Below are 20,099 nucleotides of genomic sequence, written 5' to 3'. Positions count from 1 at the left end.
TTGAACTTTGTGGATACAAATATTCAGTTAGAAAAAGTTAATATCCAAATTTTTGGAGGACTATTTTTAGTTTTTAGCCAAACTATTATGAAATTTGCTTCTTATGATTTCTCCAATTGATTTATTCTGAATTTTAGATTCCAACCAAGAGATAATATCTAAATACAGGAATGCACGACTTTGATAAGGGTCATTCTCGAACTCTTTCAACTTATTGAGTAATTTAATAAACTCACCCTTTACCTCGTGCGGATAAATATCACCTAAACCTCTCAAAAATTTAATAAACTCTTTTTGCACCTCATACAAGTCCTCCATCTTAATTAAAAATTTATACGTACTTCTAATTAAAACATCCAAATTATAATCTAAGCCTGCTTCGTAATGTGCTACAAGATTTAAGATTCTTGAAAAACATAATAAGTCTTCTCGCATTTGAAGCGATTTATTACTTATTATTTTATTCAGATAAATAATACAATTTTTCGTTTCTCCTGCTCCAAAATACATACTTGCCATTTTATAATAAAATACCATAATGTGATGTTCGTCGATGCGATTATTAAAATCTTTTAGCTTTTCTAAAACTTCATCAATTAACGGTAATCCTTCTTTAAAACTACCTTCAATAAAATGCAAATTAAATTTATTATTGTAGATATACAGGAAGGCTAAACTTTCATTATTATCATCTAACGGAAACCATTTTTCCTGAGTAACCGTTTCAAATTTGGCTAATGTTTCTTTGAATTTATCGTATTGTCGTAAATAAAATAAAGCTTCTAATAAATAATGATTTCCTCTTAAAAAAAATACAGGATTGAGGATAATCATATCCTTATTTTCATAAAATAAATCAACCCATTTTGAGGCATATTTATAACACGATAAAAAATCAACTGTTAAGAAGCTGTACCATAATTTGGCTTTATAGAGCCACAATTTTTCACGAAAACCTAATTTATTAATATCATATTTGGGCAATCTATCGTGGTAATATTTGTCAATAATTTGAAATTCCTCATCATTCTTTACATAGCCCGTTTTTAAAAACAGTCCATATAGTTGCAACGACAAATTGGATAATTTACTTGCTAAAACATTCTGTAAACTTAATTCCTTTGCCTGTATGGTTAACTCATCAGCTCGATTACTAATACTTCTTGTAATATATTGCGATTCGATAACTTTTTCAAGCTCAACAATCTCATATGCTACATTTTTCTCCTCGTTTGCAATAGCTAAATTTTTGGCTTTATCTAATATTTTTAAGCTTTGTTTGTAGAGCCCTTTGTGGTAAAGAATTGTGGCGAAATCCAATTGTTCGCGAATCTGAATTCTAATATTTTGATGAGATGGGTTTAACCGTAAACTAATGAGTATTTGCTTGTAAAGATGCGCTTTTAGATTAGAAAGCTGCTGTTTTTTAACTATGCCCTTCTTTAAAATAACTCCCTCGTCGTAAGTTTTAAGTTTATCAAGAATATTAAAAAGCAATAAGAATTTAGAGTCTTCATTAACCCCTAACCTACCAACATAAAGCTTAAATTGTCTTTTCTCGGATTTAGAAAGCGATTTAACCAGTACAAATAAATTATCTTTTTGCTCTCTTGTCATAGTCACAAAAACAGTTTTAAAAAATTGATTATCAATTATTTAAATAAATAACAAACCAGTTAAACATCGTAAAAATTGTTATAGGAGTAGCATCATTTACGAAACCAAAATATACATTCGTATAAGAATACGAAAATATATTTTAATAAATGTCTGATAATAACGTACAAATTTTCGATACAACACTAAGAGATGGCGAACAAGTGCCTGGTTGTAAATTAAATACTGACCAAAAATTAGTTATTGCAGAACAGCTTGATAATTTAGGTGTTAACATCATTGAAGCAGGTTTTCCAGTGTCAAGTCCTGGCGATTTTAGATCGGTTGAAGAAATCTCTAAAATAGTAAAAAACGCTACGGTATGCGGACTAACACGTTCGGTTGAAAATGACATAAAAGTTGCTGCCGAAGCTTTAAAATATGCAAAGACTCCAAGGATTCATACCGGTATTGGAACATCAGATTCTCATATAAAATTTAAGTTTAAGTCAACACAAGAAGATATTATTGAACGTGCTGTTAAAGCTGTAAGTTATGCAAAATCTTTTGTTGAAGACATTGAATTCTATGCTGAAGATGCAGGTAGAACAGATAATGAGTATTTAGCTCGTGTTTGTGAGGCGGTAATAAAAGCTGGAGCGACTGTACTTAACATTCCAGACACTACGGGCTACTGTTTACCAAGTGAATATGGTGCGAAAATTAAGTATTTAAAAGAGAATGTAAAAGGCATTGAAAAAGCTATTATTTCTTGTCACTGCCATAACGATTTAGGTTTAGCAACTGCAAACTCTATAGAGGGGGTTATAAATGGGGCAAGACAAATTGAATGTACAATTAACGGTATTGGGGAGCGTGCAGGAAACACAGCTCTTGAAGAAGTTGTCATGATTTTAAAACAACACCCCTACTTAAATCTCGATACGGGCATTCAAACAGAAATGCTTTACGGCATTAGTCAATTGGTATCAGACAGTATGGGTATTTATACTCAACCAAACAAGGCTATAGTGGGTGCAAATGCTTTTGCACATAGCTCTGGAATTCATCAAGATGGCGTTATAAAAAATCGTGAAACTTACGAAATTATAGACCCTAAAGATGTTGGTGTCACAGAATCTGCTATTGTATTAACTGCCCGCAGTGGTAGAGCTGCATTAGCCTATAGAGCAAAAAATATTGGCTATGAATTAACCAAGTTACAATTAGATGAAATCTACTCAAATTTTTTAGATTTTGCAGACAAGAAAAAAGAGGTTGACGATAACGATATACATCAAATAATAGAAAACAGTAAAGTATATAACGAAATTACTTCTGCATAAATAAAACAAATTCCTTCGCAAGCAGGAATAATAGAAAAAAGAAAACTAATGAAATTAAATATTGCCTTATTACCTGGCGATGGTATTGGTCCTGAAGTTACAGCACAAGCCGTAAAGGTTTTGAATGCTATAGCTACAGAATTCGATCATATATTTAATTTTAAAAGAGGTTTAGTTGGCGGTGCGGCGATTAAAAAAACAGGAAGCCCGCTTCCAGATGAAACTATAAAAATTGCCAAAGAGGCAGATGCTATTTTATTTGGCGCTATTGGTGAGCGTAAATACGACTTAGACCCAAATGCTAAAATAAGGCCAGAGCAAGGTCTTTTAGGTATTAGAAAATTACTTGATTTATATGGCAACATTCGGCCTATTATTGCTTATGATGATTTACTAAACAAATCCTCATTAAAGAAACGCCAAATAAAAGACACCAATTTTGTAATTTACAGAGAACTTACAAGTGGTATTTATTTTGGAGATAAAACTTTAAGCGAAGACGGTAATACCGCAAGCGATATTTGTAAATATTCAAGGTTTGAAATTGAACGTGTAGCACATATGGCGTTTAAAGCGGCGCAATCTAGAAAGCGTAAATTAACTTTAGTAGATAAAGCTAACGTTTTAGAAAGTTCGCGTTTATGGAGACGTGTGGTGCAAGAATTAGCCCCCAAGTACCCAAATGTAAAGGTGGAGTATTTATATATAGACAATGCCACTATGCAACTTATAATTAACCCAAGACAGTTTGATGTTATTTTAACCGAAAACATGTTTGGCGATATTTTATCGGAAGAAGCAAGTGTAATAGTGGGATCTATTGGCCTGTTAGCTTCGGCATCTATTGGAGATAAACACGCTATGTTCGAGCCCATTCATGGCGCCTATACAAAAGCTATTAATAAAGGAATTGCAAACCCTATTGCTTCAATTTTATCGGCAGCGATGCTATTGGACCATTTTGGTTTAGATGATGAAGCAGCACTCGTAAGAAAAGGGGTAGATAAATCGATAAAACTACAAATTACGACCCCAGATTTAAATACAAAATACGATAATATCTCCACCTCGAAAGTGGGTGATTTTATTGAAGATTTTATTAATAACCCGGAAGAAACGAATTTAAACTTTAAAAATATTCATTTAGGACAATCCACAATTATTTAATTATTTTGAGTTAGTCACCAAGCATATTAAACTAAACTATTGGATTCCTAATAAAAGCGCATTGTAACCAATGCGCTTTTTCATTTTTTGGTACTGTTCATTCTAAAAAAATACACTCATTAATCTTCAGCCCTCTATATTTCAGAATCTTCGTATCTTTTAAGAGTTCTATTAAATAATCAATTTATGGAAATTCTTGGAATAGATATTGGCGGTTCTGGCATGAAAGGCGCCTTGGTAGATTCTGAAACTGGGGAAATCTTAAGTAACCGTTTTAGAATACCCACGCCTGCCTCTCGTAAGCCTCAAGCAATGGCTAAAACATTTAAATCTATTGTTGACCATTTTAATTATAAGGGGGATGTGGGTTGTGGATTTCCATCAATTATTAAAAAAGGAGTTTGTAAAGCATCGGGTAATTTACATCCCAGTTGGAAAGATGTTGACGTCGAAAATTTATTCTCCGAAGCTTGTGGTTTGCCAGTTACAGTTATAAATGACGCTGATGCTGCGGGTTATGCTGTAATGAATTATGGTATTGGCAGAAACAAACCTGGACTGGTAATTATGATAACCATTGGGACTGGACTTGGAAGTGGAGTATTTTACAATGGAGAATTGATTCCAAATTTTGAGTTAGGCCAAATTCCATATAAAAAATATAAAAAAATTGAGTCATGGGCAGCGGCTTCTATTAAGGAACGAAAGAATTTAAGCTTTAAAAAATGGGGCAAACGTTTTAATGTCTTTTTAGAATTAATTGAAACTATTTTTTGTCCCGACCATATTATTTTGGGTGGTGGTACCTCTAAAGATTTTAATGAATTCAAAAAATGGATTAATATTGACACACCTCTAATACCTGCTAAATTAGGTAATCATGCAGGATTAATAGGGGCAGCAGTAGCAGCATTAAAACCGTCTAATAAAAACAATGTTTAAACTGGAAATTTAGCCCTTATCTTATCTAAACCTAAATAATGAATACTGCCAATATGCGTGTGCTTTTTAGAGGTGTCTGGAACATAAGTCCCATCTTGCACTTGCCCGCCAATTTTTTGATAGGCTTCTCTAAAACTTTGACCTTCTACCACAAGTGTATTAATGTTATCTACAGTAAATAAATATTTGTATTTATCGTCATTTATATCCACATCTTTTACAATAATTTGTTGGATAGAATAATTGAAAATATCTAAGATATCTTTCAACTCTTCAAAAGCTGAAATCATATTTTCTTTCAACAACTGAAAATCTCTGTGATATCCACTTGGCAAATTATTGGTTATTAAAATCATTTCGCTTTGTAAGGCTTGTATTTTATTACACTTACCACGTATTAATTCAAACACATCTGGATTCTTTTTATGCGGCATAATACTGCTGCCCGTGGTTAATTCATCTGGAAATGAAATAAATGCAAAATTCTGACTCATATACAAGCAAACGTCCATAGCAAAACGTGCTAAGGTATTACTTAAACCTCCCAGAGTAGCGGCAATGGTTCGTTCGTTTTTACCTCTTCCCATTTGAGCAGCAACCACATTATATTTTAAATCGGCGAAGTCCATTTCTTTGGTAGTTAGTTCTCTATCTATAGGAAATGAACTTCCGTAGCCCGCCGCTGAGCCTAATGGATTTTGGTCAACAGTTTTAATAGCTGCATTTAATAAATAAACATCATCAATCATGAGTTCAGCATAAGCCGAAAACCACAACCCAAATGATGAAGGCATGGCTACTTGTAAATGGGTGTAACCAGGTAACACTTTTTCCTTGTAAACTTCTGCTAGGTTTAAAAGTGTATCAAAAAGCTTTTTTGTTTTAGATTTAATGAGCTTGAGATTGTCCTTATAATATAAATTACAAGCCACTAAAACTTGATCGTTTCTCGACCTTGCGGTGTGGATTTTTTTTCCAACTTCTCCGAGAGATTTTGTTAATTCAAACTCTATTTTGGAATGTACGTCTTCAAATTGTTCGTCTATGACAAAAGCACCTTCTTCTATTTGCTTTTCTAAAGTCTGCAATCCCGTTAATAATTCAACCAACTCTTCAACAGTTATAATACCAATCTTTTGAAGCATTTTAGCATGTGCTTTGGATGCTATAACATCGTATTTCGCAATATGAATATCAATTTCTCGGTCGTTACCAACGGTAAATTGTTCTATTTTTTTGTCTATTGAAATGCCTTTATCCCAGAGTTTCATGTTTTCTAATTTTGTCATTCCCGCGAAGGCGGGAATCTTTTTAAATTTTACTATTACTTTATTGGATTCCCGCCTTCGCGGGAATGACAGAACCGTTATACGATTACTCGATTTAACAATTCAATATAAATTTTTATACCTTCTTCTATTTCGTGTATATATATAAATTCATCTGCCGAGTGCGACCTTGTACTATCTCCGGGTCCTAGTTTTAAACTCGGACATGATAATACCGCTTGATCTGACAATGTTGGCGACCCATAGCTTGTTCTTCCCATAGCGAGTCCTGCTTTTACCAAATCGTGTTCCATAGGAATTGAAGATGAATTTAAACGTAAACTACGTGGCGTAATACTTGTAACTGGAGCCTTCTTTTGTAAAATTTCAGCGATTTCTGTATTGCTATAAGCATCGTTTACACGAACATCAATAACCAAATCTACATGACCGGGAACCACATTATGCTGTGATCCAGCATTAACCTGTGTAACCGTTAACTTGACGTCGCCAAGAGCATCAGAACCTTTTTCGAACTTTAAATCTTTAAACCATTTTAGGGCTTCAATACTGTTATAAATCGCATTATTATCGTTTGGATGTGCTGCATGGCTAGGAGTGCCCTCAATAACTGCATCAAAAACTACTAAACCTTTTTCGGCTACGGCTAAATTCATTAATGTTGGCTCTCCTACAATGGCAACATCTACCTCGGGAATAATAGACAACATACTATTTAATCCTTTTGGGCCGCTACTTTCTTCTTCCGCGGAAGCGACAATTACCAAATTATATTTTAAATTTTCGTAATTGTAATAATGGGTGAAAGTTGCGATTAAAGACACCAAACAACCTCCGGCGTCATTACTGCCTAACCCAAATAATTTGCCATCTTCCACGATGGCTTTAAATGGGTCTTTAGTATACGCTGAATTGGGTTTTACCGTATCATGATGCGAGTTTAACAACAAATTTGGCTTGCCGGCTTCAAAATGTTTATTGACTGCCCAAACGTTATTTTTTGTACGCTTAAAATTTATATTGTATTCTTTAAACCAAGCTTCAATATGTCCAGCTGTTAAATCTTCTTCCGAAGAAAAAGACTGGGTTTCGATAAGCTTTTTTAAGAGCTGAATAGCATCTGATGTTAATTTCTCTAGTCCCATTTACAAGGTTATTTTTGTGAAATTATCATTTTCCTGAGTTAACATCGAGGTGTTTCCCATGTTTATTTCATGTACTCCTCCATACAAGGCATCAAAACAATTTTCTAGTTTTGGCAGCATACCATCTGCAATAATACCTTTTTCTAACAAATCTTGATAGGTATTAGAATCAATATGCTTGACTACCGAATCTTTGTCATTTATATCTCTTAAAACACCAATTAGCTCAAAACAGTAATAGATTGAAGTTTCATATAACTTACTCATTCCAACGGCTACTTGTGAGGTAATAGTATCGGCATTAGTGTTTAACAACTGCCCTTCCCCATCATGCGTAATTGCACAAAATACGGGTGTAAAATTGGCTTGTATTAATTTATCAATTGCAGTATGGGAAACTTCTTTTACATCGCCAACAAAACCGAAATCAATATCTTTTACGGGTCTTTTATTGGACTTTATACTATTAGCATCTGCTCCTGTTAATCCAATGGCATTCGTATTTAAAGCTTGTAATTTTGCAACTACATTTTTATTAACCAAACCACCATAGACCATGGTAATGACTTCTAAAGTGGCGGCATCTGTAATGCGCCGACCGTTTATCATTTTAGACTCAATCCCTAATTTAGAAGCGATATGTGTTGCTCGCTTTCCGCCACCATGGACTAAAATTTTCTTACCTTCAAGATTAGAAAATAATTTAAGAAACACATCAAGAGACGCTTGATCTTCAATAATATTTCCTCCTATTTTAACGATGGATAATTTTTCCATTTGTTTAATTTTAAGTCTCGGCTGCACTCTACCTGACATTATAAGATTCTGAATCAAGTTCAGAATGACGAAAATTTTATAAGTTTTCTAATATCTTTTTAAGCACCAATTGAGCGGCATAAGTTCGGTTATTTGCTTGCTCTATAACCAAAGCACTATCTGTGTCTAAAACGGCATCTTCAACAACAACATTTCGTCTTACAGGCAGGCAATGCATGAATTTAGCTTTTCCAATTTTATCTTTAGTTATCATCCAACTAGGGTCGGTATTATTTACTTTTCCATAATCTTCATAAGAACTCCAGTTTTTAGTGTAGACAAAATCGGCATCTTTAAAAGCTTCTTCTTGGTTATGATAAACTGGCGTCTCCTTTGTGATTTCACGGTTTAAATCGTAACCTTCTGGGTTTGCAATAACAAACTCAACATCCATTTTTTGCATCGCTTGAATAAAGCTATTCGCTACGGCATGTGGTAACGCTTTAATATGTGGTGCCCAACTCAATACTACTTTTGGTCGATCAACTTTTGCATGTTCTGCAATTGTAAGCGCATCGGTTAAACCTTGTAATGGATGCCCTGTAGCACTTTCCATATTCACAATGGGAACTGAGGCATATTTTTTAAATGCATTCATTACTTGCTCACTTTCATCTTTTGCTTTATCCGTTAACGTGGGAAACGCTCTAACGGCTATGATATCACAATATTGAGAAACAACTGCCGCTGCCTCTTTTATATGCTCTGCTTTATTTCCATTCATAACCGTTCCATCACCAAACTCAATACCCCATGCATCACCAGAAACATTCATAACGATAGGATTCATACCCAAATTTAAGGCAGCCTTTTGTGTGCTTAAACGTGTGCGCAAACTGGAATTAAAAAACAACAAACCTATGGTCTTGTTTTTTCCAAGTTCGACATGTTTTAAAGGACTACCTTTTAACGCTTTTGCCTCGGCAATCCATGAATTAATATCTTCTATATCTTCTATGGATGTATAATGTTTCATTATTATGTTTCTTTTTTAAATAAGATTGCTAAAATAAATCTAGCCCGACCATACAAATCATTTTATTTTTGTGAACGATACTTTATCTTCTATAGCATTTACTAGGAAATTGTCTTCCAATCCGTTTACAATCCAGGTTTCGATATTTGCCTTTTTAGTTACTTCGGCCGCTTCTATTTTACTTTGCATCCCGCCACTACCATGAGAGGATTTTGAGCTTACAACCTCGGTTCTCAAAGCTTCAAAATCTTCAACCAAACCTATGGTTTCAGGAGTTCCGTTCTCTATAGATGCTTTGGTGTAAATCCCATTAGTATTGGTCGCAATAACACACAAATCCACATCTAAAAGTGATGCTGTTAATGCAGCTAATTTATCATTGTCTCCAAACTTAATCTCATCGGTTGCCACCGTATCATTTTCATTAATAATAGGTATGTAATTATTATTAACCAATACATTAACTGTATTCATTATATTAGTTCTGCTTTCCTTCTTTTCAAAATCGGAATAAGACAATAAACACTGTGAACTTAACAATCCGTATTCCCTAAAGATCTCTTGATAAATTCTTATCAAATGAGGCTGACCAATGGAAGCTAAAGCTTGCTTTACAAAAATAGGTTTTCGTTTGCTTTCCAATTTTACAAATTGTTTAGCAACGGCAATGGCACCAGAACTTACTATAATAAATTCGCAAGTATCTTGAAGCTGTGCAATTTGATTTGCTATATCTTCGATTTTACCTCTTGAGATATTATCGGTTTCTTTAGTTAAGGTATTCGAACCTACTTTTAGTAATATGCGTTTCTTTTTTTGCATCTATCTTATTTGTCCGTTACCATGAACGTACCACTTATTTGTTACCAAATGCTGTAAACCAATTGGCCCACGTTGGTGTAATTTATCTGTACTTATGGCTAATTCACCTCCCAAACCTAACTGTCCTCCATCAGTAAAACGCGTAGAAGCATTATGATATACTGCAGCCGTATCTACGTTTTCCATAAATAATTGTGCTTCTGCTTCATTTGTTGTAATGATAGATGATGAATGCCCACCAGAGTATTTATTAATCATGGCAATTGTATCTTGATTTGACGCAATTTCACCAATTAATATTTTATAATCTAAAAACTCTTCATACCAAATAGCATCTGACGTGATAGCTTCAATACCATTTTCTTTTGAAATGCTTTCGTCTCCCAAAACTTCAATGTTAGATGCTTTTAATTTTGAAATTAAATTTGTTACAAATTCATCTTTATTTGAAAGATTCTTATCTATCAATACTTTATCGACTGCATTACACGCTGAAATTTTAGACTTCCCGTTCATGATAACCTCAAGAGCAATATTTAAATCAGCTTCCTTATGAACGTAGACAAAATTATTACCACGTCCGCTAATAATAACTGGACATGTAGCATGTTCTTTCACAAAATCAATTAATCGTTCACCTCCACGCGGTACAATTAAATCAACTTTCTGTGATGGCTTTTCTAAAAAAGCCTGTGTTTCTGTTCTATTGAATTGTAAGTACTCAACCCAATCGGTTGAAGTGTCTTGTTCTTTAAGAGCTTGATGCCAAAGCTCCACGATTTTCAAATTAGAACGTAAGGACTCTTTGCCACCTTTTAGTAAAATCTTATTACCTGATTTAAATGCAATTCCTGCTGCCTCAACAGTGACATCTGGACGAGATTCGTAAATAATCAGCACCGTTCCAAAAGACGCCGTTTTATTGTAAACCTGCATCCCATTCTTGTGTTTAAAGCTAAAACGTTCTACACCAACGGGATCTACTTGAGATGCTAAATGTGTAACCGCCTTAATCATTTCATCAACTTTAGCATTGTCAACTTTCAAACGATCGAACATAGAAATATCATCACCAGTATAACTATCTAAATCAACTTTATTAATATCAATTAAAGCCTGTCGTTCTTGCTCTAACAACACTGCCATTTTCAATAAAACAGCATTTCTCTTTTCTATGGATAATAGCGTGTTCATCTTGTCTAAACTTCTAATGTTTTACTTTCAACATCTACCAAAGCCTTTTTCAAGGCCTTAAAAAATTGACCTATATGTTGTTTTTCAATATTTAATGGTGGTAAAATTCGTAGTAACTTCTTATTCGCTGCACCGCCAGTAAATATTTTATAATTATAAATTAAATCTTTGCGAAGGTCCCCTACTTCAAAGTCGAATTCTAAGCCTAGCATTAAACCTCTTCCTTTTATATTCTTTATCTGAGGAATCGTTCTTGCAATAGAAAAGAAATACTCGGACATGATATTCACATTAGCCAATAAATTTTCTTCTTCAATAGTATTTAAAACCGCTAGTCCAGCAGCACAGGCTAAATGGTTTCCTCCAAAAGTGGTTCCTAGCATCCCATACTTAGACTCTATACTTGGATGAATTAAAATCCCTCCAATTGGAAAACCATTTCCCATTCCTTTAGCTAAAGAAATAATATCTGGAGTAACATTATAATGCTGAAATGCAAAGAATTTTCCGGAACGTGCATACCCGCATTGAATTTCGTCTGCAATAAACATGGTATTGTTTGCTTTACAAAGCTTATCAACTTCCTCAAAGAATGCCGTAGTCCCTTGGTCTAAACCTCCAATCCCTTGAATAAACTCAACAATAACAGCACAAACATCGCCTTTTTCGAGTTCGGTTTTAACTCCTTCAATATCGTTTAACGGTAAAATAGTTACCGCCTGTTGTGCATTAATAGGTGCTATAATATTTTTATTATCTGTGGCCGCGACAGCTGCAGAGGTACGTCCGTGAAAGCCTTTAGAAAAGGCAACAACACGTTTTTTTTCCGTTTTAAATGATGCTAACTTTAGTGCGTTCTCGTTCGCTTCGGCACCCGAATTACATAAAAACAATTCGTAATCTTTACATCCCGATAAACCTTCTAACTTATCAGCCAACTGCTTTTGTAACGGATTCTGAATGGCATTAGAATAAAACCCTAAGGTTTCAACCTGATTGGTAACCGCCTTTACATAATTTGGATGAGCATGCCCAATAGAAATTACCGCATGACCGCCATAAAGGTCTAAATATTCATCACCTTTATCGTCGTAAACATGGATACCTTTTCCTGAAACTGGGGTCACATTGTATAATGGATAAACGTCAAATAATGGCATTTTAACTCTTCTTTAATTGATTTATTTTTTCAAACGAAGCTACTATTCCTTGAATTAAAGCCGAACTTAATCCTTGGTGCTCCATCTCATTTAAACCTTCGATAGTACAACCACTTGGTGTCGTAACTCTATCAATTTCTTGCTCTGGGTGTCTCCTCGATTCTATTAATAAACTTGCCGAGCCAAAACAGGTTTGTACTGCTAATTCATGGGCTTCTTCAGCTTCAAACCCTAACTGAATCGCTCCTTGGGTTGTAGCACGAACCAAGCGCATCCAAAATGCAATTCCGCTGGCACAAATTACGGTAGCGGCCTGAACTAAATCTTCAGGGATTATCATTGTGGTTCCTAATTGGTTGAAAATTTCTTCTGCCAATGGCACTTTATCTTGGCCTGCACTGTTTGCTGCAATACAGGTCATTGACTTCCCAATAGAAATTGCCGTATTTGGCATAACTCTAATGATGTTTTTATCAGCACCTAAAATATTTTCAATTCTAGCAATGTCAACACCAGCGGCAACAGACATAATTATATGACTATCCGAAATTTTCGATTTCACAGTTTCCAATACACCATCAATATGTTTTGGCTGTAAGGCAAAAATCACGACATCGGAATTTTCAACCGCCAAAACATTGTCATTAGTAATTGAAACGTTTTCAACTTCTTCAAAACGCTTTACAGCCTTGGGATATCTATCACTAAGATATAATGATGTAAAGGATTTATTATTGATTAAACCTTTTGCAATCGAACTGCCTAAATTCCCTGTTCCTATAATCGCTATTTTCATAATTTCTTTGTTTTACTTTTTTTGAATTTAAAGTATTTGTTCAATAATTTAAAAGTATGTCGCCTTTAACCCTAATCCGGTTGTTTCTTCTAAATCAAACATTAAATTCATATTTTGAATTGCTTGTCCAGAAGCTCCTTTCAGTAAATTATCAATAGTACTCGTAATTAACAATTTTCCGTTGTGCTTATGCAAATGCACTAAACATTTGTTAGTGTTTACAACCTGCTTCATATGTAAAAAATCATCTGAAACAAAGGTGAATTTAGCATTCTTATAAAACGATTTGTAAATAGTTTTAGCTTCTTCAATTGAACCATCGAAATCTGTATAAATTGTTGCAAAAATCCCTCTAGAAAAATTACCTCTATTTGGCATAAAAATAATTTCTGAAGAAAAATCAGATTGCAATTGATTAACAGATTGATTTATTTCACCCAAATGCTGATGCGTAAATGGTTTGTAATATGAAAAGTTATTATCTCTCCAAGTAAAATGCGTTGTTGCAGACAAAGAGGTCCCTGCTCCAGTTGCACCTGTAACCGCATTAATATGAACATCTTTCTTAATTAAACCAGCATATGCTAAAGGTAATAATCCTAATTGAATGGCTGTAGCAAAACATCCTGGGTTAGCGATATATTTGGTATTCACTATCGCATCTTTATTTAATTCTGGCAAACCATATATAAAGGTTTTACCTTCAAAAGTCTTGTCAGCTTCCAGTCTAAAGTCGTTTCCTAAATCTATTATTTTAGTGTTTTCAGAAAAGGTGTTAGCTGATAAGAACTTCACAGAGTTTCCATGGCCTAAACATAAAAATAATACATCTACATCTGGATTAACAGTATCTGTAAATTTCAAATCTAAACTCCCAACCAAGTCTTGATGCACTTTGCTAATGTTATTTCCAGCATTACTTGTGCTAAAAACAAAATCGATTTTAGTTTCTGGATGATTAATTAACATTCTAATTAATTCTCCTGCAGTGTAACCGGCTCCACCAATAATTCCTACTTTTATCATGCTCTAAGAATTTACCTGTTGATATATTTTATTTTGATTTCCAAGGATTTTAATAAACCCTTTAGCATCCTCTGCAGTCCAAGCTTTATTTTCTTCACCATAAGTACTAAACTTACTGGACATTAAATCATGATCTGAAATAATTCCATCTAAAGAGAAATGATACGGTTTTAAAGTTACCATCACATTTCCGGAAACCATATTTTGGGAACTTTGTAAAAAAGCTTCAATATCCCTCATTACTGGATCTAGATACTGACCTTCATGCAAGTGCATGCCGTAGAAACTAGATAAATATTCTTTGTGTTGTAATTGCCATTTAGTAAGTGTATGCTTCTCCAATAAATGATGTGCTTTTACAGTTATTAAAGCAGCAGCAGCTTCAAAACCTACTCTTCCCTTTGTACCAACTATGGTATCACCAACATGGATATCTCTACCTATAGCATAACCAGACGCTATATCATTCAATTTTTCAATATTAATTTCTGGAGCATTTGTCTCACCATTAAGCGCTACAAATTCACCATTCTTAAATGTTAAAGTGGCTTTTTCTTCACCTTCCTTTTCTAGTTGTGAAGGATAAGCTTCATTTGGTAAAGGTTTTTCAGATTCTAACGTTTCTACCCCACCAACACTAGTTCCCCAAAGGCCTTTATTAACGGAGTATTTCGATTTTTCCCAAGGCATATTAATTCCCTCAGATTTTAAATAATCTATTTCTTCCTGTCTTGTTAGTTTTTGATCTCTTATTGGAGTAATAATCTTAATATTAGGAGCTAATGTTTGAAAAATCATATCAAAACGTACCTGATCATTACCCGCGCCTGTACTACCGTGAGCAATATATTCTGCATCAATACTTTTTGCATATTCTATGATTTCGATAGCTTGTATTATGCGCTCTGCACTTACCGATAGTGGATAGGTACTGTTTTTTAAAACATTACCAAATATTAAGTACTTTACTACTTTTTGATAAAAAGTGGCTACGGCATCAATATTCTTATACGTCGTAACTCCCATTTTATAGGCATTACTTTCTATATGCTTAACTTCCTCATCGCTGAACCCTCCTGTATTGACACTTACTGCATGTACGTCATATTCTTTTGATAAACTTACGGCACAATATGAGGTGTCTAATCCGCCACTATATGCAATTACTAACTTTTTCATTTTATTACTTTTTATCTTTTCTCAAAAACAATGCTTGCTTTATTCTTTTCAATCTTTTAAATACTTTTTCTTTAACTGGCTTAGCCTTATCTTGGTCTGTACCACTTTTTTTAGGATCGTACAACATGCCTGTGCACAAACACATTTTTCTATTTGTTCTTGTTAAAACATCATAGTTTTTGCATGTTTGACAACCATCCCAGAAAGTCTGATCATCTGTTAACTCGGAAAAAGTGACAGGTTTATAACCTAAGTCACTATTCATTTTCATCACAGGAAGCCCTGTGGTTATGCTAAACACTTTAGCATTAGGGAATTTATTTTTAGAATGTTCAAAAACTTTGTGTTTAATTTTTTTCGCAAGTCCTTTCCCTCTATAATTAGGATGAACTATAAGTCCTGAATTTGCGACGAACTTACCGTGGCCCCATTTTTCTATATAACAGAACCCTGCAAAAATGTCACCATCTAAGGCAATAACAGCATTGCCATTCTCAATCTTAGTAGCGATATATTCTGCCGTACGCCTAGCGATTCCAGTTCCTCTTACTTGAGCGGACTCAGCAATGGTATCGCAAATGACTTCTGCGTATTTAATATGTATTTTATCGGCTATTACAACCTTCATCTTTTCCTAATAATTGAATATCAATAATTTAAATTTTTTCTTTGAAACCGAATTGGACGCACCTAATTCTAAAACAAAATACATACCCTCACGGGCGACGAGGAAAACGACGCATAATAAAACCTTGGTTAATTATTAAATTAACTTTATTCTGAACTGCTATGATAAAAATTTTGGACACTTTTGAAAAATTAAAATTACGTTTATTGGTTTACTAATCACTGCATTAGAAGCGGCGGCATAAGCGCACGGGTAAACCGGGTGTAGTGCAACGTATTTTATTTTTTAAATTTTTCATGGTATAAAACTAAGATTTTATTTTTATAAACAACTAAAAATGATTTAGTTTTCAATAAAAATTGCAATAATCTCGATTTTTAAGAGGTTTTGTTTTAAATATTTTAATAATTAAATACTTTCCTATAAAAAATGCACGGTTACAACCGTACATTTATCCATTAAGAGTTAGTTTTCTAAAAGATTGAAGAAAAATAATTATTCAATTATCTTAATCTTGATATTTTTAAAAGATACTAAATTATCATGGTCTTGAAATCCGATTTTACCCGGACCTGGGTTTGCAAAATCTTTTAAATGAGCGAATTTACTTTTAGAAATCATTTCCTTCCATTCCTCGGAATTTAAATCAAAACTCACCCCTTTAATATTGTTTAGCCAATGCTCTACCTTACCCTTATTTTTTATAATTCTTACTTTATTCCATTCTCCTTGAGGCTTAACACCGATTGGTTTAAACGCCATTAAATCGTATAAGTCTCCAGATCTGTGTTTATATATTAAACCATCTTTATGTCTATTATTATCTAAAACTTGCATCTCTGGACTTGTTTTCCAACATTCGTCATACTTTTCATTTTCTTGAACTGTATAAAATATTCCATTATTTCCTGCTTCAGAAATCTTCCATTCTAATGTTAGTTCGAAATTCTCATAAGCATCATCGGTAACAATATCTTCTCCTCCATCTAAAACTTTATTTGTTGTACCTAATTCAATTTTTCGTCCAGCGACATAAAACTCAAATCGCTTTCTCCCTTCAAAAACTAACATCCCATCCTTAGCCTTCCACTTTCTACCAATTGTACCAGGTTTATTAAAAGTATGCCAACCGTTGGTTGTATTACCATCAAATAAAAGCTTCCAACCATTCTTTTTTTCTTCATCAGTTAAAATATTATCCGATTGTAGGCTTTCTTCAGAGGATATTTCTGAGGTTTCCATAGCCTGAACTTCAAATGCGTCTAAATTGCTAAATAATTCATCTGGGAGCGTTTCAAAATTCTCACCATCCCGAGACCATTCTAAAAAAATATGTGGTTTATGTGTTCCTGAAAAATATTCAACCTCGAAAATTGCCGACCCAGAATCGACATATGCCTTTGCAAAATTGGTTTCTTTACGATGAATTTTTGTATTCGCAACAACATCCTTATTGTTGATTTTGAACTTTATTCCTCCTGAACTTGTGACTTTAAAATGATAAAATTGAGCATCTTCAATTGCAATACTTCCCATAGCATGCATATAAAAGTTTCTTTTTTCTCCTATAAAATCACTGTCTTTGGTTAAGTTTAGGTTTCTTAGCAATCTTCTATCTATTTCAACTTCTGAACTTATATCATCTGGGATAATAGTGTCATTAACACCTATAAAAACAGCCTCAAAACTACCTTTTGGCTCCTTTATAATTTGTTCACTTTTTTTTGTTGACTGATTACAAGAAATTATCATAATCATTACAAGAACGTTTAAAATAATGCCAGTTAATTTATTCATACTCCTGCCTTTAAATATTTTACAATCCTAATATTTTTTTTAAATCTTTTTCACTAGAATCCTCACCTCCAGCAAAATCGTCAAAGCGTTTATTGGTGACTTCTATAATATGATCATTAATAAACTTAACTCCTTCTCTTGCGCCTTGCTCGGGGCTCTTAATAACACATTCCCATTCTAAAACAGCCCAAACATCACAACCGTGTTCTGCTAATTTTGAAAACACTCTTTTAAAGTTTACTTGCCCATCTCCAGGTGAACGATAACGTCCGGCTCTATCTTTCCAATCGTTATAACCACCAAAAGCTCCTTTTTTACCAGAAGGGTTAAATTCAGAATCTTTAACATGAAACGCTTTAATAAATTCATGATAATGATCTATGTAACTAATATAGTCTAACTGCTGAAGCACGAAGTGTGATGGATCATATAGTATATTCACTGCTTTGTGATTTCCAGTTGCTTCTAAAAAACGCTCAAAGGTATCGCCATCGTGAATATCTTCAACAGGATGAACTTCATAACACACAGCAACGCCATTATCTTCAAAAGTATCTAATATAGGTTTCCATCGTTCTGCTAATTCTTTAAATCCTAGTTCGATTAATCCCTTCGGTTGTTGTGGCCAAGGATGCATCATCGGCCATAACAAAGAACCCGAAAATGTGGCATGCGCTTTAAGTCCTAAATGCTGACTTGTAATACCGGCTTTTTTCATCTGGTCTATAGCCCAAGCTGTTCGTTCCTTATATTTTCCTTTTAAATGTGATGGTGCAAAAACATCGAACATAATATCATGCGCTGGGTGTACCGCTACTAATTGTCCCTGAATATGAGTTGAAAGTTCTGTTATCTCTAAACCATAGCTATTTATTTTTCCTTTAAATTCATCGCAATAGGTTTTACTGTCGGCAGCAATATCTAAATCTATAATTGATTTATCTAAAGTGGGTATTTGAATTCCTTTATATCCTAAATCCGATGCCCATTTACATAATCCTTCCAATGAATTAAATGGTTCTTTATCATCCATAAACTGTGCTAAAAACACAGCTGGTCCTTTTATAGTTTGCATTATTCTACGTTTTCAATATTTACCCAAACATTCCCTTTAATATGTGATTCCACAGCCTTCTCTATAAAGTTCATCCCTCTAACACCGTCAATTATGTTAGGAAATTCGCCGTGATTGTATGGTTCTTTACTAATAGCCTTCGCAACACCTTTGTAGATATTTCCCATTGAATCAAATATACCCTCAGGATGCCCTGGAGGAAGCTTTGTTCCGTCTAATGACAATTCGGAATTATATGTATGCCCGGGCTTTAACACACGAAGTGGCTTACCATCTTCCATTAAATACAAATAATTTGGGTTTTCCTGTTCCCATTTCAACCCTGCCTTATCACCATAAACTTTAACAATAAAGCTGTTCTCCTCTCCGGTCGCAATTTGACTGGTACAAATAACGCCCTTCACATCGCTGGAACACCTCAACAAAACAGTTCCATCGATATCCATTTTGTTATCCTTGTACAAGTAGTTTAGATCTGCTAAAACAGATTCTATTTTTAATCCAGAAACATATTCTAGCATATCAAAAGCATGGGTTCCAATATCTCCTATGCAACAACTTATACCTCCTTTTTCGGGATCTAAACGCCATGTGTTTGCTCTTTGTTCCTTATCATGAATAATAGGATTAATCCAACCTTGATAGTATTGTGCATCTATTTTCTGAATTTTTCCCAGTTCTCCGTTTAAAATCATTTCTCGCATTTGGCGAACCATAGGATAACCTGTGTATGTATAAGTTACTGCAAAAACAGTTTGTTCTTTTTTTAAAATGCTGTTTAAAATTTTGGCTTCCTCATAAGTAGTCGTCATCGGTTTTTCACAGATAACGTTAAACCCGTTTTTTAGCAACTTATGAGCCATTGGGAAATGCAAAAAATTTGGTGTCAATATAGATACGACTTGCATGCGCTCCTCAAGTGGTAATTTTAATTCCTCCTCAACAAGTGTATCAAAATCTTTATAAATTCTATTTGTCGGTAAACCTATTTTTTTAGCAAAACCAATATTTTCTTCCCAATCTGGATTAAAAACTCCCCCAACAATTTGATACCTATCATACATCGCTGAGGCAACACGATGTAAAACACCAATAAGAGAATCTCCTCCCCCTCCTAATATTCCTAGTCTTATCTTACTACTCAT

Annotated in this window: 18 protein-coding genes; 3 read left to right on the top strand and 15 right to left on the bottom strand. The window is 34.0% G+C overall.

Features of this window, described 5'->3' with window-relative positions; genetic code table 11:
• Positions 1 to 66: 66 nt before the first annotated feature.
• A complete protein-coding gene (locus tag FEF17_RS06815) occupies positions 67 to 1,617 on the bottom strand; it encodes a hypothetical protein (RefSeq protein WP_139001595.1) in 1,551 nt (516 codons plus the stop codon).
• A gap of 149 nt (positions 1,618 to 1,766) precedes the next feature.
• Here FEF17_RS06815 and FEF17_RS06810 point away from each other — a divergent pair, with 149 nt between their 5' ends.
• The 3 genes from FEF17_RS06810 to ppgK all read left to right on the top strand — a co-directional run bounded on the left by FEF17_RS06810 (position 1,767) and on the right by ppgK (position 5,051).
• A complete protein-coding gene (locus FEF17_RS06810) occupies positions 1,767 to 2,942 on the top strand; it encodes a 2-isopropylmalate synthase (RefSeq protein ID WP_139001594.1) in 1,176 nt (391 codons plus the stop codon).
• A gap of 48 nt (positions 2,943 to 2,990) precedes the next feature.
• Positions 2,991 to 4,109 carry a 3-isopropylmalate dehydrogenase gene (gene leuB, locus FEF17_RS06805; protein ID WP_139001593.1) on the top strand — a complete coding sequence of 373 codons (1,119 nt, stop codon included), beginning with the start codon at positions 2,991 to 2,993 and terminating at the stop codon, positions 4,107 to 4,109.
• A 186-nt stretch (positions 4,110 to 4,295) separates the two neighbouring features.
• Complete coding sequence (ppgK, locus tag FEF17_RS06800) at positions 4,296 to 5,051, top strand: polyphosphate--glucose phosphotransferase (protein ID WP_139001592.1); 756 nt, start codon at positions 4,296 to 4,298, stop codon at positions 5,049 to 5,051.
• Here ppgK and argH read toward each other — a convergent pair.
• The 14 genes from argH to FEF17_RS06730 all read right to left on the bottom strand — a co-directional run bounded on the left by argH (position 5,048) and on the right by FEF17_RS06730 (position 20,099).
• Entirely contained in the window at positions 5,048 to 6,322 is a 1,275-nt protein-coding gene (argH, locus tag FEF17_RS06795; protein ID WP_139001591.1) for an argininosuccinate lyase, read from the bottom strand. The genes ppgK and argH overlap by 4 nt on opposite strands.
• 95 nt (positions 6,323 to 6,417) lie before the next feature.
• Complete coding sequence (locus tag FEF17_RS06790; protein WP_139001590.1) at positions 6,418 to 7,485, bottom strand: M20 family metallo-hydrolase; 1,068 nt, start codon at positions 7,483 to 7,485, stop codon at positions 6,418 to 6,420.
• Positions 7,486 to 8,262: an acetylglutamate kinase gene (gene argB / locus FEF17_RS06785; protein WP_139001589.1), complete on the bottom strand. Its 777-nt coding sequence runs from the start codon at positions 8,260 to 8,262 to the stop codon at positions 7,486 to 7,488. It lies immediately after the preceding gene.
• Between the two features lie 76 nt (positions 8,263 to 8,338).
• On the bottom strand, positions 8,339 to 9,277 hold the full coding sequence (locus FEF17_RS06780) for an N-acetylornithine carbamoyltransferase (protein ID WP_139001588.1): 939 nt from the start codon (positions 9,275 to 9,277) through the stop codon (positions 8,339 to 8,341).
• A 57-nt stretch (positions 9,278 to 9,334) separates the two neighbouring features.
• Positions 9,335 to 10,099 carry a glutamate 5-kinase gene (proB, locus tag FEF17_RS06775; RefSeq protein WP_139001587.1) on the bottom strand — a complete coding sequence of 255 codons (765 nt, stop codon included), beginning with the start codon at positions 10,097 to 10,099 and terminating at the stop codon, positions 9,335 to 9,337.
• Positions 10,100 to 11,293: a glutamate-5-semialdehyde dehydrogenase gene (locus FEF17_RS06770; RefSeq protein ID WP_139001586.1), complete on the bottom strand. Its 1,194-nt coding sequence runs from the start codon at positions 11,291 to 11,293 to the stop codon at positions 10,100 to 10,102.
• 5 nt (positions 11,294 to 11,298) lie between these two features.
• A complete protein-coding gene (locus FEF17_RS06765; RefSeq protein ID WP_139001585.1) occupies positions 11,299 to 12,453 on the bottom strand; it encodes an aspartate aminotransferase family protein in 1,155 nt (384 codons plus the stop codon).
• Between the two features lies 1 nt (position 12,454).
• Positions 12,455 to 13,249 carry a pyrroline-5-carboxylate reductase gene (gene proC / locus FEF17_RS06760; protein WP_139001584.1) on the bottom strand — a complete coding sequence of 265 codons (795 nt, stop codon included), beginning with the start codon at positions 13,247 to 13,249 and terminating at the stop codon, positions 12,455 to 12,457.
• Positions 13,250 to 13,297: 48 nt separating this feature from the next.
• Positions 13,298 to 14,275 (bottom strand): N-acetyl-gamma-glutamyl-phosphate reductase, encoded by a 978-nt coding sequence (gene argC / locus FEF17_RS06755; RefSeq protein WP_139001583.1) that lies wholly within the window; start codon positions 14,273 to 14,275, stop codon positions 13,298 to 13,300.
• A gap of 3 nt (positions 14,276 to 14,278) precedes the next feature.
• The gene (locus FEF17_RS06750) at positions 14,279 to 15,454 is read right to left on the bottom strand and encodes an argininosuccinate synthase (RefSeq protein WP_139001582.1); all 1,176 of its coding nucleotides are present in this window, start codon (positions 15,452 to 15,454) and stop codon (positions 14,279 to 14,281) included.
• Between the two features lie 4 nt (positions 15,455 to 15,458).
• Positions 15,459 to 16,082, bottom strand: coding sequence for a GNAT family N-acetyltransferase (locus tag FEF17_RS06745; protein ID WP_139001581.1), 624 nt, complete (start codon positions 16,080 to 16,082; stop codon positions 15,459 to 15,461).
• Between the two features lie 495 nt (positions 16,083 to 16,577).
• Positions 16,578 to 17,879, bottom strand: coding sequence for a 3-keto-disaccharide hydrolase (locus tag FEF17_RS06740; RefSeq protein ID WP_139001580.1), 1,302 nt, complete (start codon positions 17,877 to 17,879; stop codon positions 16,578 to 16,580).
• Between the two features lie 19 nt (positions 17,880 to 17,898).
• The gene (locus FEF17_RS06735) at positions 17,899 to 18,954 is read right to left on the bottom strand and encodes a sugar phosphate isomerase/epimerase family protein (RefSeq protein ID WP_139001579.1); all 1,056 of its coding nucleotides are present in this window, start codon (positions 18,952 to 18,954) and stop codon (positions 17,899 to 17,901) included.
• Positions 18,954 to 20,099, bottom strand: a complete 1,146-nt coding sequence (locus FEF17_RS06730) for a Gfo/Idh/MocA family protein (protein WP_139001578.1) — start codon at positions 20,097 to 20,099, stop codon at positions 18,954 to 18,956. The genes FEF17_RS06735 and FEF17_RS06730 overlap by 1 nt, the downstream gene beginning before the upstream one ends.

This window comes from Hyunsoonleella aestuarii (assembly GCF_006148925.1).
GTDB classification, from domain to species: Bacteria; Bacteroidota; Bacteroidia; order Flavobacteriales; family Flavobacteriaceae; genus Algibacter_D; species Algibacter_D aestuarii.
The sequence above is the reverse complement of the archived record's forward strand: the minus strand, read 5'-3'. Positions and strand labels throughout refer to the sequence as shown.

What these genes read in the sequence shown, in the direction of transcription:
- FEF17_RS06815 (WP_139001595.1), bottom strand. Translation starts at nt 1,617, where the DNA reads ATGACAAGAGAGCAAAAAGATAATTTATTTGTACTGGTTAAATCGCTT.
- FEF17_RS06810 (WP_139001594.1), top strand. Translation starts at nt 1,767, where the DNA reads ATGTCTGATAATAACGTACAAATTTTCGATACAACACTAAGAGATGGC.
- leuB (WP_139001593.1), top strand. Translation starts at nt 2,991, where the DNA reads ATGAAATTAAATATTGCCTTATTACCTGGCGATGGTATTGGTCCTGAA.
- ppgK (WP_139001592.1), top strand. Translation starts at nt 4,296, where the DNA reads ATGGAAATTCTTGGAATAGATATTGGCGGTTCTGGCATGAAAGGCGCC.
- argH (WP_139001591.1), bottom strand. Translation starts at nt 6,322, where the DNA reads ATGAAACTCTGGGATAAAGGCATTTCAATAGACAAAAAAATAGAACAA.
- FEF17_RS06790 (WP_139001590.1), bottom strand. Translation starts at nt 7,485, where the DNA reads ATGGGACTAGAGAAATTAACATCAGATGCTATTCAGCTCTTAAAAAAG.
- argB (WP_139001589.1), bottom strand. Translation starts at nt 8,262, where the DNA reads ATGGAAAAATTATCCATCGTTAAAATAGGAGGAAATATTATTGAAGAT.
- FEF17_RS06780 (WP_139001588.1), bottom strand. Translation starts at nt 9,277, where the DNA reads ATGAAACATTATACATCCATAGAAGATATAGAAGATATTAATTCATGG.
- proB (WP_139001587.1), bottom strand. Translation starts at nt 10,099, where the DNA reads ATGCAAAAAAAGAAACGCATATTACTAAAAGTAGGTTCGAATACCTTA.
- FEF17_RS06770 (WP_139001586.1), bottom strand. Translation starts at nt 11,293, where the DNA reads ATGAACACGCTATTATCCATAGAAAAGAGAAATGCTGTTTTATTGAAA.
- FEF17_RS06765 (WP_139001585.1), bottom strand. Translation starts at nt 12,453, where the DNA reads ATGCCATTATTTGACGTTTATCCATTATACAATGTGACCCCAGTTTCA.
- proC (WP_139001584.1), bottom strand. Translation starts at nt 13,249, where the DNA reads ATGAAAATAGCGATTATAGGAACAGGGAATTTAGGCAGTTCGATTGCA.
- argC (WP_139001583.1), bottom strand. Translation starts at nt 14,275, where the DNA reads ATGATAAAAGTAGGAATTATTGGTGGAGCCGGTTACACTGCAGGAGAA.
- FEF17_RS06750 (WP_139001582.1), bottom strand. Translation starts at nt 15,454, where the DNA reads ATGAAAAAGTTAGTAATTGCATATAGTGGCGGATTAGACACCTCATAT.
- FEF17_RS06745 (WP_139001581.1), bottom strand. Translation starts at nt 16,082, where the DNA reads ATGAAGGTTGTAATAGCCGATAAAATACATATTAAATACGCAGAAGTC.
- FEF17_RS06740 (WP_139001580.1), bottom strand. Translation starts at nt 17,879, where the DNA reads ATGAATAAATTAACTGGCATTATTTTAAACGTTCTTGTAATGATTATG.
- FEF17_RS06735 (WP_139001579.1), bottom strand. Translation starts at nt 18,954, where the DNA reads ATGCAAACTATAAAAGGACCAGCTGTGTTTTTAGCACAGTTTATGGAT.
- FEF17_RS06730 (WP_139001578.1), bottom strand. Translation starts at nt 20,099, where the DNA reads ATGAGTAGTAAGATAAGACTAGGAATATTAGGAGGGGGAGGAGATTCT.